The 17429-nt window shown below is 59.1% G+C and carries 16 protein-coding genes; 6 read left to right on the top strand and 10 right to left on the bottom strand.

What is annotated here, in order from left to right:
- Positions 1 to 14: 14 nt before the first annotated feature.
- Together DBR44_RS12710 and DBR44_RS12715 are read right to left on the bottom strand one after the other, a co-directional pair.
- Positions 15 to 560, bottom strand: coding sequence for a cytochrome b (locus DBR44_RS12710; protein ID WP_124644413.1), 546 nt, complete (start codon positions 558 to 560; stop codon positions 15 to 17).
- Positions 547 to 939 carry a MarR family winged helix-turn-helix transcriptional regulator gene (locus DBR44_RS12715; protein WP_233578534.1) on the bottom strand — a complete coding sequence of 131 codons (393 nt, stop codon included), beginning with the start codon at positions 937 to 939 and terminating at the stop codon, positions 547 to 549. The genes DBR44_RS12710 and DBR44_RS12715 overlap by 14 nt, the downstream gene beginning before the upstream one ends.
- A gap of 330 nt (positions 940 to 1269) precedes the next feature.
- On the opposite strand from DBR44_RS12715, the gene moaA reads away from it, so the two are divergent.
- The 6 genes from moaA to DBR44_RS12745 all read left to right on the top strand — a co-directional run bounded on the left by moaA (position 1270) and on the right by DBR44_RS12745 (position 9014).
- On the top strand, positions 1270 to 2244 hold the full coding sequence (moaA, locus tag DBR44_RS12720; RefSeq protein WP_124644442.1) for a GTP 3',8-cyclase MoaA: 975 nt from the start codon (positions 1270 to 1272) through the stop codon (positions 2242 to 2244).
- A gap of 97 nt (positions 2245 to 2341) precedes the next feature.
- Entirely contained in the window at positions 2342 to 3523 is a 1182-nt protein-coding gene (locus DBR44_RS12725; RefSeq protein WP_124644415.1) for a cell division protein ZipA C-terminal FtsZ-binding domain-containing protein, read from the top strand.
- Between the two features lie 55 nt (positions 3524 to 3578).
- Complete coding sequence (ligA, locus tag DBR44_RS12730) at positions 3579 to 6005, top strand: NAD-dependent DNA ligase LigA (protein ID WP_124644416.1); 2427 nt, start codon at positions 3579 to 3581, stop codon at positions 6003 to 6005.
- A gap of 10 nt (positions 6006 to 6015) precedes the next feature.
- Positions 6016 to 7455, top strand: coding sequence for a tetratricopeptide repeat protein (locus tag DBR44_RS12735; protein WP_124644417.1), 1440 nt, complete (start codon positions 6016 to 6018; stop codon positions 7453 to 7455).
- 80 nt (positions 7456 to 7535) lie between these two features.
- Positions 7536 to 8405 carry a UTP--glucose-1-phosphate uridylyltransferase GalU gene (gene galU, locus DBR44_RS12740; protein WP_124644418.1) on the top strand — a complete coding sequence of 290 codons (870 nt, stop codon included), beginning with the start codon at positions 7536 to 7538 and terminating at the stop codon, positions 8403 to 8405.
- A gap of 66 nt (positions 8406 to 8471) precedes the next feature.
- A complete protein-coding gene (locus tag DBR44_RS12745; RefSeq protein WP_124644419.1) occupies positions 8472 to 9014 on the top strand; it encodes a hypoxanthine-guanine phosphoribosyltransferase in 543 nt (180 codons plus the stop codon).
- 81 nt (positions 9015 to 9095) lie between these two features.
- Here DBR44_RS12745 and DBR44_RS12750 read toward each other — a convergent pair whose 3' ends face one another.
- From DBR44_RS12750 to DBR44_RS12785, 8 genes are all read right to left on the bottom strand, one after another.
- The gene (locus tag DBR44_RS12750; protein ID WP_124644420.1) at positions 9096 to 10562 is read right to left on the bottom strand and encodes an amidase; all 1467 of its coding nucleotides are present in this window, start codon (positions 10560 to 10562) and stop codon (positions 9096 to 9098) included.
- On the bottom strand, positions 10559 to 11890 hold the full coding sequence (locus tag DBR44_RS12755) for an MFS transporter (RefSeq protein ID WP_124644421.1): 1332 nt from the start codon (positions 11888 to 11890) through the stop codon (positions 10559 to 10561). The genes DBR44_RS12750 and DBR44_RS12755 overlap by 4 nt, the downstream gene beginning before the upstream one ends.
- 344 nt (positions 11891 to 12234) lie before the next feature.
- Positions 12235 to 12588 carry a DUF2834 domain-containing protein gene (locus tag DBR44_RS12760; RefSeq protein ID WP_124644422.1) on the bottom strand — a complete coding sequence of 118 codons (354 nt, stop codon included), beginning with the start codon at positions 12586 to 12588 and terminating at the stop codon, positions 12235 to 12237.
- Positions 12589 to 12938: 350 nt separating this feature from the next.
- Complete coding sequence (gene ylqF / locus DBR44_RS12765) at positions 12939 to 13886, bottom strand: ribosome biogenesis GTPase YlqF (protein ID WP_124644423.1); 948 nt, start codon at positions 13884 to 13886, stop codon at positions 12939 to 12941.
- Between the two features lie 4 nt (positions 13887 to 13890).
- Positions 13891 to 14103: a DUF3820 family protein gene (locus DBR44_RS12770; protein ID WP_059285267.1), complete on the bottom strand. Its 213-nt coding sequence runs from the start codon at positions 14101 to 14103 to the stop codon at positions 13891 to 13893.
- A 353-nt stretch (positions 14104 to 14456) separates the two neighbouring features.
- A complete protein-coding gene (locus tag DBR44_RS12775; RefSeq protein WP_124644424.1) occupies positions 14457 to 14795 on the bottom strand; it encodes a hypothetical protein in 339 nt (112 codons plus the stop codon).
- 22 nt (positions 14796 to 14817) lie between these two features.
- The gene (locus DBR44_RS12780) at positions 14818 to 15429 is read right to left on the bottom strand and encodes a hypothetical protein (protein ID WP_124644425.1); all 612 of its coding nucleotides are present in this window, start codon (positions 15427 to 15429) and stop codon (positions 14818 to 14820) included.
- 329 nt (positions 15430 to 15758) lie between these two features.
- Positions 15759 to 17378: an electron transfer flavoprotein-ubiquinone oxidoreductase gene (locus tag DBR44_RS12785; RefSeq protein WP_124644443.1), complete on the bottom strand. Its 1620-nt coding sequence runs from the start codon at positions 17376 to 17378 to the stop codon at positions 15759 to 15761.
- Positions 17379 to 17429: the final 51 nt, after the last annotated feature.

A 17429-nucleotide genomic window follows, 5' to 3' on the forward strand; every position in this document is an offset into this window, starting at 1 on the left:
CTTCAGGTAAGGGTTTATTGACGCGGGCTGTGCAGGCTCATGCGATACAGCATGCCGTCCTTGTCGATGACATGGTGCTTGATGGCGGCCAGCACATGGCCTGCCACACAGGCGGCCATGATCCAGTTCAGGGTTTCATGCACAGTCTTCAGGGTGGCCGCCAACTGTTCGTTTTGGGCGATCAGATCAGGCAGTTGCACCAGTTTGAACAGCACCACCGGGAAACCATAGGCTGAACTCATCAGCCAGCCAGTCAGCGGCACAGCGAACATCAACAGGTACAGTGCCAGGTGGCCACCATGTGCCAGCAGACGCTCCAGACCATTCATGTGTGCCGGCAAGGCTGGCGGGCGCTTCAGCAGACGCACCAGCAAGCGCACGGCGACCAGCGCCAGAATGGTGATGCCTGCCCACTTATGCCAGGCGATGTATTTGAATTTGGCTGGCGACAATGGCATGTCGGATACCAGCAGGCCAACAATAAAGGTAACGACAATCAGCCCGGCAATCAGCCAGTGCAATGCGATGGCCGGTGAGGAATAACGCTCACTCGATTTCATGTTTTTTTTGCTCCAGTACCTGGTTAAATGCAGAACGCAGCTGAGCCAGCCGACGGCACAATTCGTCCATGTCCGCCGGTTCCAGCAGGTCGAAGGCGGTTTTCATATAGGCGATGTGCGCCGGAAACACGTGCTGGAACAAAGCCTCGCCTTGCGGGGTCAATGCCACCATGACGCTGCGGCGATCCTGTTCCTGCGCGCAGCGACTGACGACGCCTTTTTCAATCAGGCGGTCGATCACCCCGGTCAGCGTTCCCTTGGTGATCAGCGTTTTTTCCGACAGTTCCTTGCAGCTCATGCCCGGCGTATTGCCCAGTGTCGCCACCACATCAAATTGTGGCGGCGTGAGATCCATCTGGCGGATATGAAAAGCCGACAATTGTTCAAACGCCTGGAATGTCCGCGCGAGTTCCCGGATAAGCGACAGAGACGGCTCCTTTTTTGCATGACTCATAGCGTCATCAACCTTTTGTTCGAATCAGTATAGTTCATACTAGAACTAATTTGCAATCAATGTTAAGAAAAATCCACGTCTTTCACAGACATAACCGTAGCAGAATGCCGACAAATCAGGACAAAGAGCAGTGGACCACGACAAACGACAATAATTCCTAACGCCTTTTACCCAGCAAGGTTTGGCGCTATTCTGCTCAATATCAACCATCACGGCAGCCCCGTGGTGACTTAACCTGGTCGCACCATCATGAATATCCTGCAGGACCGCTTCGGACGCAGCATTGAATATCTCCGCCTGTCGGTAACGGATCGTTGCGACCTGCGCTGCAGCTACTGCATTCCCAAAGGCTTCAAGGACTTCGAAGAACCGGAAAACTGGCTCACCTTCGACGAAATCGAACGCGTGGTGGCGGCCTTTGCCAGCCTGGGTACGCGCCGGGTCAGACTGACAGGCGGCGAACCTTTGCTGCGGCGCAACCTGCCGCAACTGGCGGGCCGGCTGGCAGCCCTGCCCGGCCTGCAAGACCTGTCGCTCACCACCAACGCCACCCAGCTGGCGCGTCATGCCGACGCGCTGTACCGCGCCGGTGTCAAGCGTGTCAATGTCAGCCTGGATTCGCTACGGCGCGAATGCGTCAACACCATCACCGGCCGCGACAGCCTGCCGCAAGTCATGGCCGGCCTGGAGGCAGCCCGCGCCGCCGGCCTGTCACCCATCAAGATCAATATGGTGGCCATGAAGGATGTCAACGAGGCGGACATCGAAGCCATGGTCGGTTTCTGCATCGCCAACGGTTTTGTGCTGCGACTGATCGAAGCCATGCCGATGGGCGACAGCGGCCGCAATACCGCCTATCTCGATTTGCAGCCGGTACTGGAACAATTGCGCCTGCGTTTTGGTCTGTTTCCACAGAACAGTGAAATGGGCGGTGGTCCGGCACGTTACTGGCGCAGCGTCGATGGGGCATTCACGCTGGGAGTGATCACTCCGATTTCCCAGCATTTCTGTGCCACTTGCAACCGCGTCCGCCTGTCGGTCGACGGCACGCTGTATATGTGCCTGGGGCAGGAGGAAAGTTTCGAATTGCGGCCATTACTGCGCGCCGGCATCAGCGATGAAGGCTTGCGCGCTGCCATCCGCCAGGCCATCGAGCTGAAGCCGGAACGGCACGAATTTCGCGAAAATCCGGGCAAACTCATCCGTATCATGTCGATGACTGGCGGTTAATGCGCCCAAAAGCAGCTAGTTTGTGCCGGCCATAGCCTGCAACAGCCCGCTTTCGTTATACTATTGGCAAATTATTCGCCTTAACGCGGACGGCCTAATGAGCGAATTGCAGATTGGTGTACTGATATTGGGCGTTGCAGTCATCGCCCTGGTGTTCGGATTCAATGTTTTTCAGGAGTGGCGCTTTCGCAAGAAAACCAGCCAGGCTTTCGCGCGCCCTCATGACGACGTCCTGCTGAACGTCCCGAAAAACAATGTCCGGGATGGCGTACGTGCCGACCGCATGGAACCGGTGCTGGTCGACAGCGCCCACTTGCCGGCCGGTTACGACGACGAACCGTTCGAACCGGAAATCCCGGAAGACACTTCCCTCACCCTGCCGCCAGCGGTAGAACGCCCGGCACCGATACCGGAGCCGATGCCGCAACGCGAAGACGACGAGTCCGGCCAGTTTGAATCGGCCGATCATCAGGCGCTGGTCGCCGCCCTGCTCGACCCCTCGCTTGATTTCATCGCCGAGGTCGTTTTCCACGAACCGCACGAGCTGGCAGCCATGCCGCGCTTCAATGTCGGCAAGCGCACCCACATCATCGGCCGCACCGAAAAAGGCTTGTGGAAACCGGCCGAAGCCGTGCCCGGCACCCGCTACAAGCAAATCAACATCGGCATGCAGATGGTGGATCGCAGCGGCTCGGTTACCGAACCGGAACTGGCTGGCTTCTGCCAGCAGGTATCGCGCTTCGCCGAAGAACACGATGCCGCAGTCAGCTTTCCGCAACGCCAGCAAAAACTGGTGGCCGCACGCGAACTGGATCGCTTTTGCGCCGATGTCGACGTGCTGATCGGCATCAATGTCGTCCCGCGCGAAGCCGTGGAAGGCACCCGCCTGCGCAGCTTTGTCGAGGCCGGTGGCCTGCAGCTGGAGCCGGACGGTGCCTTCCATTACCTGGCCGACTCTGGCAACACCTTGTATTCGCTGATGGCAGCCGACCAGATGCCGTTTACCTTCCACACCCTGCTGGACAAGTCCTTCCCGGCGCTGACGCTGCTGTTTGATGTGCCGCGCGTGGCCGGTGGTGTGGAAGTATTCGACCGCGCCGTGCTGTTTGCCAAACAGCTGGCCGCCGAATTCGACGCGCAACTGGTGGATGACAACCGCCGCGTCTTGTCCGATGTCGGACTGTCGCGTATCCGCGACCAACTGGTGCATATTTACAGCAGCATGGACGATCGCGGCATTGCACCAGGCAGTGTCGCCGCACTCAGGCTGTTCGCCTGAATCCACAGCGCGCAGGCCGGCACATGCCGGCCTTTTTCCGTTTTGAGACTATCCGATGACCACCAACGACCTCGCCGCCCGCGCCCATGCCCTGCGCCAGCAGCTGACCCGCTATGGCCATGAATACTATGTGCTGGATGCCCCCAGCGTGCCGGATGCCGAGTACGACCGGCTGTTCCGTGAACTGCAAACGCTGGAAAATGCTCATCCAGAACTGAAAACAGCTGATTCCCCCACCCTGCGGGTAGGCGGCACACCGCTGCCGGAATTCAGCCAGATCACCCACAGTGTGCCCATGCTGTCGCTGGGCAATGCTTTTTCCGACATGCAACGGGACGACTTTGCCCAGCGCCACGCCGAACTAGTGCAATTTGACGAACGCATCCGGCGCGAACTGGCCGAATCCCCGATCCGCTACGCCACCGAGCCCAAATTTGATGGCCTGGCCATCAGCCTGCTTTATCGTGCAGGCGTACTGGTACAGGCCGCCACCCGTGGCGATGGCATCACCGGCGAGAACGTCACCGAAAATATTCGCACCATCCACGCCATTCCACTCAAGCTGGAGCGGGAGCAGCCACCCGCGCTGCTGGAGGTGCGTGGCGAAGTGCTGATGCTCAAGCGCGACTTCGAACGCCTGAATGCCGAACAGCAGCAACGCGGTGACAAGCCCTTCGCCAACCCGCGCAATGCCGCCGCCGGCAGCCTGCGCCAGCTGGATTCGCGCATTACCGCGCAACGGCGGCTGTCTTTTTACGCCTATGCCATCGCCCAAGTGGAAGGTGCCGACTGGCCACTCAGCCATGCTGGTGAAATGGACTGGCTGCAGCAACTGGGTTTTCCAGTCGTCGAAGCCAGCCTGCGCCCGGTCGTCAGCGGCGCGGATGGTCTGGCGGCCTATTACGAAAACGTGCTGCAACGACGCGCCACCCTGCCCTTTGAAATTGACGGCGTGGTGTACAAGGTGAACAGTCGTGCCCAACAAGAAGAACTGGGCTTCGTCTCGCGCGCACCGCGCTGGGCCATCGCCCACAAATTCCCCGCCGAAGAGGCACTGACGCTGGTAGAAGCCATCGAAGCACAAGTGGGCCGCACCGGTGCCATTACCCCGGTGGCCCGCTTGCAGCCGGTATTCGTTGGCGGTGTTACCGTCACCAATGCCACCTTGCACAATGAAGACGAAGTGCTGCGCAAGGATGTACGCGTCGGCGACACGGTGATCGTGCGTCGCGCCGGCGATGTGATTCCGGAAGTGGTCTCCGTGGTGCTGGAGCGCCGACCGTTGCGACCGGCCGCTGGCGGTGATTTGTTCATCCAGGGTGAGGAAGCACAATATCCGCCCTATCGCCTGCCCAGCCACTGCCCGGTGTGCGGCAGCCATGTGGTACGCGAAGAAGGCGAAGCCATTGCCCGCTGCTCCGGTGGACTCAGCTGCAAGGCGCAGCGCAGCCAGGCCATCCAGCACTTTGCCGGGCGGCGCATGATGGACATCGACGGCCTGGGTGAACGCTATATCGACAAGCTGGTGGAATATGGCTATGTCCACGGCGTGGCCGATCTGTATCAACTGACGCTGGACGATTTGCTGGAGATGAAGCGCCGCGCCGACGAAGATGAAGGCGTGACGCCGGAAACCGTCAAAGCCGGCAAGGTCGCCAGCAAATGGGCAGAAAATCTGTTGCAGGCCATCGCAGCCAGCCGCCAGCCACCCCTGGCCCGCCTGCTGTTTGCGCTGGGCATCCGCCATGTCGGCGAATCCACCGCCAAGACCCTGGCCGACTGGCTGGGCTCGCTGGCACTGATCCGTCGTGCCCCAGCGGCCTTGTTTGCCGCCCTGCCGGATATTGGCGGCGTGGTAGCCCAGTCGCTGGCCGACTTCTTTGCCGAAGAGAATAACGAAGCAGCACTGGACGCGCTATTGCACTATGTCGCTCCGGCCGACGAGCATGCGCCTTCAGCCAAGCTGGCCGAGCGGCTGGAGCCAGCAGTCCTGCTGGCGCGACTGAACATTCCGCGCCTGACCGAGGTGCGCAGCCAGCAGCTGGCGACACAAATCAGCGGGCTGGAGCAACTGGCCCGCATGGAGCGCCGCCAGCTATTGCTGCTGCAACTGCCAGCCGAGGTCATCAATGCGCTGGCCGACTGGCTGGACGAAGCGGCCAATCGTAGCGCCTTGCAACAGCTGGCTGACTTGCGCACAGAAATCCTGCACAGCCTGCCACAAGACACGGGGAACACCCACCCGCTGTTTGATGGCAAAACCTTTGTACTGACTGGCACCCTGCCCACACTGTCGCGGGATCAGGCCAAGGCACTGATTGAAGCAGCCGGTGGCAAAGTGGCTGGCAGCGTGTCGAAAAAAACCCACTTTGTCGTGGCCGGTGCCGACGCCGGCAGCAAGCTGGCCAAGGCCCAGGAACTGGCCGTAGCCGTGCTGGATGAAGCCGCCCTGCAAGCCATGCTGCAAGCGGCAGCCAGTTGAAAGGACGAGCATGACCGAAAGCGCTTTCGAACGGGGCAACCGTCTGGCAGCCGCCGGAGACCAGCAGCAGGCCATCGCCGCCTTCAGCGAATGCCTGCGCCGCAATGCCCAGGACTGGCAGGCCCTGTTCAACCGTGGCACGGCGCAGATGCGGCTGAAGCAATATCCGCTGGCACTGGAAGACTATCTGGCTGCCGCCGCGCTTAATCCTTCCTCCAGCAATATCAAATGCAATCTGGCCGTGCTGCTCAAGGAGCTGGGCGAATTGGCGCTGGCAGAAAACCTGCTGCTGGAAGTGCTACAGGCGGAACCCGAGCATGTCGATGCCTGGAGCAATCTGGGAGTGGTGCTGCAATATGCCCTGCGCTATGACGATGCGGCTATCTGCCACCAGAATGCACTGCAACTGGCGGGTGCCAGTGCGGGACGGCTGAACAACCTGGGCAATGCGCTGACCTGCGCGCTACGACTGGACGAGGCGGTCAGCGCCTACCAGCAAGGCATGGCATTACAGGCCGACGATGCCTTCCTCGCCTTCAACCTGTCGGTGGCCCTGCTGCTGCAGGGCCGTTACCGCGAAGCTTGGCCGCTGTACGAACAACGCTGGGGCACCATCATGCAGCCGCGCTATCGTGAAAAGGCCTGGCAAGGGCAGCCGCTGGGCCAGCAAAGCCTGCTGATCTGGGCCGAACAAGGCTTGGGCGACACCCTGCAGATGGTGCGTTTCCTGCCCAAACTGCAGCGCCGCCATCCCGCTGCCCGGCTAATCCTGGCCTGCCAGAATGCCTGCCTGCGGCTGTTTGCCCAATTACACAATATCGAACTGGTGCCGCTGGAGGACACACCTCCGCCGCATGACTGGCAACTGCCGCTGATGTCGCTGCCGCTGCAACTGGATGTCACATTGGCAAACTTGTCTGATCAGCCCTATTTGCAAGCCGATCCGGCACTGGCTACAAGCTGGGATGCCAGACTACCGCCACGCCAGCCTGGCCGGCTACGCATTGGCATTGTCTGGGAAACCGGCAGCTGGGGGGTTGGCATTGCCGACCATGGCCGGCAGAACAAATCCGTGCCGCTGACTGACTTTATGCCTCTGCTGGACGACATGACCGCTGACTTTGTCTCGCTACAACTGGGCGAGCTGCCTGCCGCGTTGCAAGACCGGGTATTTGCCCCACAGATTGGCGACTTTGCCGATACCGCTGCCATCATCAGTCAGCTGGATCTGGTGATCAGTGTGGACACCTCGGTCGTCCATCTGGCGGGGGCACTGGGCAAGCCGGTATGGGTATTGATGCGGGCGGAAAGTGCCCCCTTCTTCATGGCCCAGGGTGAAACTTCACCCTGGTATGCCAGCATGCGTATCTGGCGGCAGGCCACCCCTGGTGACTGGCCGCCCCTGATCGCCAGCGTGGCAAAAACGCTGCGGCAATGGCCGCGGGATTGAGTTGTTGTTTGGTGCGGCGCGCAAGACAGGATAGAATGCGCGCCAGTCAGAAATATTTTCAATTGAAGACTTCTACGACGATGAAGAAAATCAGCAAGGCGGTATTCCCGGTAGCCGGTCTCGGTACGCGTTTTTTGCCCGCCACCAAGGCCAGCCCGAAAGAAATGCTGCCGGTAGTGGACAAACCCCTTATCCAGTACGCGGTAGAAGAGGCCATTGCCGCCGGCATCACCGAGCTGATTTTCATTACCGGCCGTAACAAGCGCTCCATCGAAGACCACTTCGACAAGGCCTACGAGCTGGAAACCGAGCTGGAAAACAAGAACAAGCAGAAGCTGCTGGACACCGTGCGCGGCATCATCCCGCCCTCGGTCAGCTGCATCTATATCCGCCAGACCGAAGCACTGGGCCTGGGCCATGCCGTGCTGTGCGCACGCCCGGTAGTGGGCAATGAGCCTTTTGCCGTCATCCTGGCCGACGACCTGATCGATGGTGAGCCAGGTGCGATGGAGCAGATGGTCAGCCTGTTCGATACCACGCACAGCTCGATTCTGGGGGTGGAAACCGTGGCCCGCGAGGAAACCGGTTCCTACGGCATTGTCGAAACCGGCAGTAATGCCCAGGGACAGCAGCAGGTCTTGAGCATCGTGGAAAAGCCGCACCCGGATGTGGCACCGTCCAATCTGGCCGTGGTAGGGCGTTACATTCTCACCCCGCGCATTTTCGACAAGCTGCTGAACACCCCCCCCGGAGCGGGCGGTGAAATCCAGCTGACCGACGGCATTGCCGCCCTGCTGAAAGAAGAGGCGGTACTGGCCTTGCCATTCAAGGGAACCCGCTACGATTGCGGCTCGAAACTGGGCTATCTTAAAGCTACCGTCAGCTATGGTTTGAAGCACCACGAAGTGGCCAAGGAATTTTCTCAGTATCTGCAAGACCTGCGGAACTGATCTGCTAATTTTCCATTACGCCGCTCTGTAGACGGAGCGGCGTTTGTATTTTTTCAAGGAGTCAACATGCCCAACATTGCCGAAGCTCGCGGTCTGATCAATAGCTCGGACATTCTGTTCACCGCAGAAGAGGTGAGCACTGCCGTCGATCGCATGGCAGTGGAAATCACCGAAAAACTGGGTGAAACCTATCCGCTGGTCCTGTCCGTGATGGGTGGTGCCGTGGTGTTTACCGGCCAGTTGCTGCCGCGCCTGAATTTCCCGCTGGATTTCGACTACGTGCATGTATCGCGCTATGGCGACAAGACCCACGGCGGCGAACTGGTATGGAAACAGGCCCCCAAGGAAGATGTACGCGATCGCGTGGTACTGGTGCTGGATGACATCCTGGACGAAGGTCATACCATGGCGGCCATCCGCGACAAGGTGATGGGTATGGGTGCCAAGGAATTCTACAGCGGCGTGTTTGCCAACAAGCTGATCTCCAAGGAAAAACCGATCGCTTGTGACTTTGTTGGTCTGGATGTACCGGACCGCTATGTCTTTGGCTACGGCATGGACGTACGCGGTGCCTGGCGCAATCTGCCGGCCATTCACGCACTGAAGTAAGCCGCCAACGGCTGGCAAGCAAAACAAACCGCGAGCGGGTCTGCCCCTCGCGGTTTTTTCATGGACCGACCTCCACCCAGACTAGCGGGCTGTCGCCTGCAGCAGCTCAGGCAGGATGGTCTGCACCCAGCGCCGTTGCCCATCGTAAGCATGGGCCAGTTGCAATACTTCGATATCTGCCCGTGGGCGACCAATGATTTGCACACCCATCGGCAAGCCGTTGCTGCCCAAGCCAACCGGCACGTTCATCACGGGCAAGCCGGCCATGGTCGGCCCGATGACCACCTCCATCCAGCGGTGGTAGCTGCTCATGACGCGGCCACCCACCATGCGTGGCCAGTGCTGTTCCAGCGCAAACGGATAAACCTGGGCGCTGGGCAATAACAGAAAATCAAACTGCTCAAACAACTGCAATACGGCACGATACCAGTCACTGCGTATGCGCGAAGCGCGGTACACATCCAGCGCGGTCAGTTGCAAACCACCCTCGATCTCCCATTGCAATTCGGGTTTGAGCTGCTGGCGACGCTGCGGGTCTTGATAATCCGCCAGCAGACTACCCGCCATCAGCCAGTGGCGATGGACTTCCCAGCTTTCCCATAGCAGCGACGGATCAAAATTCACCGTGCAAGCCTCAAGCTGGCAGCCCAGAGCGGCAAAGTCGGGCAAGGCTTGCTCACACTGCTGCAACACCCCCTGCTCCATCGGCAAGTAGCCATTCCAGTCACCCAACCAGCCCAGCCGCCAGCCACTGACATCCTGTTGCAGCGACTGCTCCAGCCCGGCGATGGCACCATGCGCCAGCGGCGCTCTGACATCCGCACCAGCCTGAGTACGCAGCAATGCCAAAATATCCGGCACAGTACGCCCCATCGGCCCTTCGGTCGCCAGTTGCTGCAAGAACAGCTCCGGGCTTGGCCCCAGCGGCACTGTTCCCCAGCTGGGGCGAAAGCCGAATACATTATTGAAAGCCGCCGGATTACGCAGCGAACCCATCATGTCGCTGCCATCGGCCACCGGTAGCATGCGCAGGGCCAGGGCTACGGCGGCACCGCCTGAGCTGCCACCAGCACACAGCTCTGGCTGATAGGCATTGGCGGTGGCGCCGAAGACCGCGTTATAGGTATGCGAACCGGCACCGAATTCCGGGGTATTGCTTTTACCAATGAAGATGGCCCCCGCTTCCCGCATGCGCTCCACCATGATGCCGTCACTGGCTGGCTGATGCTGGCGGTACAGGCTTGAGCCCATGGTCGTCGGGATGCCGCGCGTGGCAGAGAGATCCTTGATCGCCTGTGGCATGCCATGCAGCCAGCCACGGGATTCTCCACGAGCCAGCTCGGTATCGCATTGCGCGGCCTGCTGCAGCAGTGAGGCCTCATACTGCAGCGACACCAGCGCATTCACCTGCTGGTTGACCCGGTCGATATGCTGCAGATAGCTGCGCATCACTTCGACACAAGACAGCTGCCGCTGGTGGATCGCCTGCGACAGGGGAAGCGCATCCAGCGCCACGATGGGATCAAGAGCTGAAATAGGCTGAGTCATAGTGATTTCCCGGATGCAGCATTGGAAGTGGCCAGCGAGGCCGGCACGATTTCAGTCGTCGCCGGGCGGCCACGAGGCAGAAAATAACAGGCAATCACGCCCAGTGCGGTAGAGAGCAAAAGATAGTAAACCGGCGCAATCGGCGAGCCCGTGCTACCGGCCAGCCAGGTGACGATGAAGGGGGCGAAACCGCCGAAAATCATGACGGCCAGATTGTAGCCAATGGAAACGCCGGTAGAGCGCACCCGTACCGGGAACAGCTCAGATACCGCTGTTGGTGCTGGTCCGAAAGCCAGCCCCAGCAGCGTGCAGAACAATAGCTGCACCACCAGCAGCCGGCCCATGCTCGGCGCGTCGGCCAGCCAGGCAAAGCCGGGATAGACCATGAGCAAGAAAATGAAATAGGGCCATAACAGCAAGGGGCGTCGGCCTATCCGGTCGGACCAGGCCCCGGAAAAGGGAATCAGGATGGTCATCCAGGCCACGGCCAGCATCTGGATGGCAAAGGCCTGATCCAGCGGCAAGCCAAACTGGCGATGCACATAGCCCGGCATATTCACCAGCAGGACATAAAACCCTGCCGTACCGGGAATGGTCAGGCCGATGGTCAGCAGAATATTGCGCCGGTTCTGTTGCAGTTGCCCACCCAGACCGGGCGCAGTCGCCTGCGGCTGGCTGGCTTCGAGGAAGGCCTCGGTTTCGTCCATGTGGCGGCGCACCCACCAACCTACCGGGGCAATCAACAAACCGATCAGAAACGGAAGCCGCCAGCCCCAGCTCTCCAGCTGGCCCTGATCCAGATTATGTGTAATCAGCGCGCCCATGCCGGCACCGCCCAGAATGGCCAGCATCTGTCCCACCAACTGCCAGGAACCGTACAGGCCGCGCTGATCAGCGGGTGCCGCTTCCACCAGAAAGGCCGTGGCACTGGCATATTCGCCACCGGTTGCAAAACCTTGCAGCAGCCGCGCCAGCACGATCAGCAACGGGGCTGCCATGCCGATGGCCGCATAGGGTGGCGCGCAGGCAATCAGCAAGGACACCAGGGCCATGATGGCCATGATCAACTGCATGGCCGCCTTGCGGCCCTTACGGTCGGCATAGATGCCCAGCAGCACACCACCCACAGGCCGCATGAAGAAGCCGACCCCAAAAGTGGCTGTCGCCATCAGCAAAGAAATGAATTCATTGCCGTCGGCCGGGAAAAACAGCTTGGAAATAATGCTGGTCATGAAGCCGTAGACGATGAAGTCGTACCACTCCAGCGTATTGCCCACGACCGCCGCAATAATCTGCCGCCGCCGGGAAATCGATTTGTCAGGCGTCATGCCTTGCCACCTCTAGCTGCCAGATAGGATTAGCCCAATCGTGTCGCTGGCAGCACACCGGGCCTGCCATGCGGACGAAACAGAGGTGCAAGGTAGGTCGGCTACCATGCTGGCAGCTACTGTCCGCTTTGGCAGCACACTGGCATAGAGATCAGCCCGACCCAGAACACAGCAAATTGGCCTGCAGCAAATAAGGAATGAGTAAAGCGGAAAGCCAGACAATTGAACACTAGGCTGCCATGGCTATGGCCACGTCAGTTCTGGATCAGTCGACTGATGGATGATCGGCGGATTTGCTGATAAGCAAGTTTGCGCTGCAAAAACACCGAATCGTTAGCGCCGATTCAGGGATTGGCGAAGCTGACCTTATTTTTGGCCCGCTCTCGAAAAGCCAGATACATGGGGAATGACACCGCCAAGCCAATCGAAAAACAGAGAAATATATAAGCCCATGGCCACTTAAGCTGTGATTGACGTGAATCGCTGATTACCCAAGCGGAAAATGCAATGGCTGACAGATAGACATCAATGGTGATAGCTGTTGTGAGCGGATTGGCAAAGGCGGCAACAAAGAACTCGGCAGGCCCCAGACCACCACCCTGCATCAGGTACTGCAGGTTGTAGTACCAAGTAATTACGAAACCAATGATGGCTAGAGCAAAGAATGCCAAGGCAGTATGGTCTTTCTTCAAGCTCATTAATCACCTCCTGTAGGGGATATGCGAATGTCTAGTCTAGAGCGGACAGTGCACTGAGATTTACCAGTTCAGTGAACTACAGGCCTCATGAGGCATCTGGACGAAAGCCAAACTGGCGAGCAAGGTAAAGAGAAGAGGACCGTAGCGCTACTGTCTATTCAGGCTACATACCCACATATTGTGGCTGGAACCCATAAGTCACATGGCATAAAAAGCCACGACAACGCCTCTCTTACAAAACTAGAGCAAAAACATATCTGGTGATATGAACTTCAAAACGAACATCGAAACAGGATTGCGCCATGCTCCTAGCTGCATTCTGCGCTATCCGGTTATCGACAAAACCGATATCAATCTTGTGGGCCGCGAGAGGCGTGCTTGCGCTTTTCCTTTTCGCTCATCATGGCTTCGCGGGCAGCAGCTTTCTGTGCGGCCAGCTCCTTGGCACGCTTTTCCCACACGATCCATTCCTGCGGACGCTCCAGGGTAATACGGCCGGTATTGCCATCGCGAAAATCGGTGAGCACGATTTCAGCAGCTTTCTGGATATTGACGCGACCACCACCGAGCATGGCACCACGCTTGCGGCCTATCATTTCCAACACCTGCCAGTCTTGCAGGCCGTCCACCTCGTCCAGGCGATAGCGGGCAGTCAGCTGTGGCACGTAGTGTTGCAGCAGGTATTTGAGCAGCTCCAGCGAGACTTCTTCCTCGTCCATGGCATTGCGACCGACGGCACCGCTGGCGGCCAGATTATAGCCACCCTCTTCCACTTCGATCTTGGGCCACAGCATGCCGGGCGTATCGTAAAGCTCAACATCATCGTCCAGGATGATGCGCTGCTCGTTCTTGGTTACCCCTGGCATATTGCCGGTCTTGGCGATCTTGCGGCTGCTCATGCTGTTGATCAGCGTGGATTTGCCCACGTTGGGAATACCACAGATCAGCACGCGCAACGGCTTGTCCAGGCCGCCGCGATTGGGGGCCAGTTCGCGGCAGGCTGCCACCAGCTTTTGCGATGGCGCGCGCTCTCCGGCATCCAGGCCAATGGCCTGGGTCTGCTTTTTGGCGCGATACCAGTCCAGCCACTGCGTGGTGATGGCCGGATCAGCCAGATCCTGCTTGTTGAGTATCATCAGGCGCGGCTTGCCTTTGGCCATGCGCGCCAGCATCGGATTGGCGCTGGACGCCGGCAAGCGCGCATCCAGCATTTCGATGACCACATCGATGTCTTTCAGGCGCTCCATGACATCTTTGCGCGCCTTGTTCATGTGGCCGGGAAACCATTGAATTGCCATGCTTTTAACGCTTTCTTAACGGGTCCAGTAAATAACTCAGTCCATTGTGGTCGATCTCCTGCATCAATTGCAGCAGGCGGCCAATCTCGCTCTTGGGAAAACCCTCGCGGGCAAACCAGTTGAGATAGTTGCCGGGCAAGTCGCAAAGCAGGGTGCCCTGGTGTTTGCCAAAAGGCATGGTCGTGCTGACCAGCCGTTGCAGATCTTCTTGTTGCATGATTTCACATCGGACTGAAGGTTGCGCATTGTGCCAAAGCCGGAGCCATTACGCCACAGCCTTGTTTTGTCGGGGTTTTGTTCTGCTATGGTAGAACTTGACCTACGACAAGTGACGTTGTCATTTTGCTATCGGCCAAGCGCACCGGCAGCTAGCATGGTTGCGCTTCGTCTGGGGTGACAATCCGCCTTGCGCACCAGCCAGACCTAGTCAGTTTAGTGATAGCGACGCAGGCCCTGCAGCACAAAAACCGTGTCAGCACACGGTTTTTCATTGGGACGGATTACGTTCCGGCAACCGGCTCAGGGCCTCTTGGGGCAGCCGGCAACGGTTGCCCGTCTTTTTATCCAGCCTTACAGCGGCAGCGGCTTGCCGTCATTGAAAGCCAGAAAACCACGCAGCACGCGGTACAGGCACCACAGCCAGGTCAGGCCCAGAATGGCAAAACCGACCAATATCCATACCAGCGCATAGCCCAGCACCGTGCCGAGCAGCCCCAGCCAGAAGGTCTTGATCTGCCAGCGGAAGTGGCTTTCATACCAGCTACCACGGCTATCATCCAGCTTGAGATAGTTGATGATCACGCCGACCAGCATGGGTACGCCGGTAAACAGGCTCAAGCCCTGCAGGATATACACCACCAGGGTCAGATTATTCAGTTTGCGCTCATCATCACGCGTTTGCAGTTGCATAACATTCCCGCTTATCGGTGTATCAGCCGCGGCGTGCTACCTGCAGGCCGTGCCAGAAGGGTTGCAGCCGCTGACGACATTGCTGCGCCACCAGGCGCGAGGCCATCAGCATGGATTGCATGCCATGCACCGTGCCCAGCATGCCGCTCTGCCGCTGTCGGCTCCAACCACGCAGTACGCCGGGTTCGGCCTCAGGTGCGGTCAGCAGCACGGGGGCTGCCGGCGACAGTGTAAGCTGCAACTGTTCCGACAGCAGCTTGAGGCGGCGGTTCGCTTCATCCAGCTGAGTCAGTTCGGGCAAGGTCACGGCAACATGGCTGAGTTCGAGCACGACAATGCGGGCCGCCAGCCAGTCCGTCGCATCGGCAAAGCGTTCGGGCGAACAGCGGTGGTGCCGGCGCGTGGAAGCCAGCAGCATGGCAAAGGCACGAATGTCCGGCAGCAGCGATTCCAGCAGCGGCGTGGCCGCTGTCTGGTCTTGCTGCAGGTAGCGATACAGGCTGTTCGCTTGTGGTGCGACAGCGTTGGCCAAGGCCTCGCCATCGGTCAACAGGGTTACGGACCATGCAGCACCGTCCAGCGCCAGACTGGCGCTTTCTCGGGCTATCTGCCTTGCATCACTGACTTCATTCATGACCTGCATCTCCAGTCGGGCTTGCCTGGGTGGGTCCGGAGCTGATTTGTCTGCTGAAAAAACAAATGCCGCCGGAGTGACCGCGGCGGCATTTATCGGGTTTGTTCGTTCTCTTGTACTTTTTCTTAGTCCAGAGACGCCCCTTGGAGCCGCCGTGAGCTGCGGTACCAATAAAAATAGGCGTTAAAGACTGCGGAGAAAGTAATCATGCTGACCATCCTGCCAACAAGGCCTGCTACCTGTCAAGGTAGACAGGTAAAAAACATTGCATTGCACAAAAAAGCCCGGCGATATGCCGGGCTTTTGCAACAAGCAGCGACAAGGGCCGCTTACATATTGGGATAGTTGGGGCCGCCGCTGCCTTCTGGCGTACACCAGTTGATATTCTGGCTGGGATCCTTGATATCACAGGTCTTGCAGTGCACGCAGTTTTGCGCGTTGATCTGCAAGCGCGGGCTGCCCTCGTCCTGGCCGACGATTTCATACACACCAGCCGGGCAATAACGTTGCTCCGGCGCATCGTACTTGGCCAGATTCAGGCTGATCGGTACAGCAGCATCTTTCAGCTTGAGATGGGGTGGCTGGTCTTCGCTGTGATTGGTGTTGGAAATGAACACCGAGGACAGACGGTCGAAGGTCAGTACGCCATCCGGCTTCGGATAGTCGATACGGTTGCACTGGCTGGCAGGCAGCAGTGTTGCGTGGTCGGCATGCTTGTGTCGCAGCGTCCACGGTGCCTTGCCACGGAACAGGAAGGTGTCGATGGCCGAATAGATCATCGCCGGCCACAGGCCCCAGCGGAAGGACGGGCGGATATTGCGCACCTGGTGCAGCTCTTCGCGCAGCCAGCTTTGCTTGAAGCAGGCGGAATAGCCGACGGCTTCCTGTCCCTGTGCTTCCGGATTTGCCTGCAGCAGTTCGAATACCGCATCGGCAGCCAGCATGGCCGACTTCATTGCGGTATGGGTACCCTTGATCTTGGGCACATTGAGGAAGCCGGCGGTATCACCGATCAGCGCGCCCCCCGGGAAGGTCAGCTTGGGCAGACTCTGGATGCCGCCTTCGGACAAGGCACGTGCGCCATAGGACAGGCGACGGCCGCCTTCGAACACACCCTTGATGGCCGGATGGGTCTTGAAGCGCTGGAATTCCTCGAACGGTGACAGGTAGGGATTGCTGTAATCCAGACCGACCACATAGCCCACCACCACCTGGTTGTCTTCCAGGTGGTACATGAAGGAACCGCCATAGGTGGCGGTGTCCACCGGCCAGCCCACGGTATGGGTGATGGTGCCCGGCTTATGGTTTTCCGGTTTCACTTCCCACAGTTCCTTGATGCCGATGCCGTAGGTTTGCGGGTCGGCACCATCACGCAGCGCAAAGCGCTCGAACAGCATCTTGGTCAGCGAACCGCGACAGCCTTCGGCAAACAGGGTTTGCTTGGCCCACAGCTCCATACCCGGCTCACCCGGCTCATCGCCCAGTTTGCCGGTACCCATGGCACCAGTCGCCACGCCCTTGACCGAGCCATCGGCGTGATACAGCACTTCGGCAGCGGCAAAGCCAGGGTAGATTTCCACGCCCAGCGCTTCGGCCTGCTCACCCAGCCAGCGGCAGAAATTGCCCAGGCTGACAATGTAGTTGCCGTGATTGTGCATCTGCGGCGGGGTCGGCAGCTGGATGGACTCGGTTTCCGTCAGGTAGAGGAAACGGTCGGACAGTGCCGGGATATTCAGCGGCGCGCCCTTTTCTTTCCAGTCCGGTATCAGTTCAGCCAGTGCGCCGGTTTCAATCACGGCGCCCGACAGGATATGCGCCCCGATTTCCGAGCCCTTTTCCAGCAGACAGACACTGATTTCCTGGCCCTTGGCCTCGGCCACTTGCTTCAGGCGAATCGCGGCAGACAGCCCGGCAGGGCCGCCGCCGACGATTACTACGTCGTATTCCATATAATCGCGTTGCACCACATCTCCTTTGCGCCCGGTGGGCTGTCCTTATTG

Origin of the sequence: Aquitalea sp. FJL05, from assembly GCF_003852595.1 — a bacterium.
Taxonomy (GTDB): Bacteria; Pseudomonadota; Gammaproteobacteria; order Burkholderiales; family Chromobacteriaceae; genus Aquitalea; species Aquitalea aquatilis.